The 1,026-nt window shown below is 57.9% G+C and carries 1 protein-coding gene; it reads left to right on the top strand.

Features of this window, described 5'->3' with window-relative positions:
• The coding region (locus ACYP2A_RS22820; RefSeq protein ID WP_459748213.1) for a condensation domain-containing protein at positions 1–1,026 on the top strand (1,026 nt) is incomplete at both ends.

Raw genomic sequence — 1,026 nt, 5'->3', positions numbered from 1 at the left:
ACTGGGTGAGATCGAGGCCCGGTTGCTGGAGCACGAAGCGGTGCGCGAAGCAGTGGTCATCGATGTCGATGGACCGAGTGGCAAACAACTGGCGGCGTACCTGGTGACTGCGGCCGGAGAACTGGATGCGCAGCAGCAAACCCAACTGCGAAGCGATCTGCGCGAACAGCTCAGAATGAATTTGCCGGACTACATGGTGCCGGCGTATCTGCTGTTTCTGGACAAGCTGCCGCTTACCCCCAACGGCAAGCTGGACCGCAAGGCTTTGCCGAAGCCGGACGGCAGCCAGCAGCAACAGGTGTATGTGGCGCCGCAAACGGAGCTTGAGCGGCAGATTGCGGCCATCTGGGCTGAAGTGCTCAAGGTGGAGCAGGTGGGCCTGACCGACAACTTCTTCGAGCTTGGGGGGCATTCTCTGATTGCAACTCAGGTGATATCCCGCGTGCGTCAGGCGCTAAACATTACTCTGCCTCTGCGTACGCTATTCGAGGCACCTGAACTATCAGGTTTCATAAGTCAGTTGAGTGGCTCTCATGGCAATGCCATGCCTGAGTTGTTCAGGGCTGATCGCGATCAGCCTCTGAAACTATCTTATGCGCAGCAACGACAGTGGTTCTTATGGCAACTGGCGCCGGACAGCCCTGCCTATAACATCCCGACAGCCTTGAGGCTGAATGGAGTACTGGATTCTGAGGCGCTGCGCCGAAGTATCCACACTCTGATCGAGCGGCACGAAACCTTGCGCACGACCTTTCGCCAGGATGACGAGCAGTCGATTCAGATTGTTCAGGCGGCTCAGCCTTTTGTCTTGAGTGTTGAGCGCTTGCCTGACGGCCAGACCGTCGAGGCCTGGGTGGAAGAAGAGGTCCGTCGACCGTTCGATCTTGAACTCGGCCCGCTTTTGCGCGTAAAGCTGCTGGGTCTGGCGGACGACGAGCACGTTCTGGTGCTGACCCTGCACCATATTGTCTCCGATGGCTGGTCAATGCCCGTGCTGGTCGACGAGTTGGTGCAATTGTATGAAGG

This window comes from Pseudomonas sp. 3A(2025) (assembly GCF_054589175.1).
This window is presented reverse-complemented; position numbering and strand designations above follow the sequence as displayed.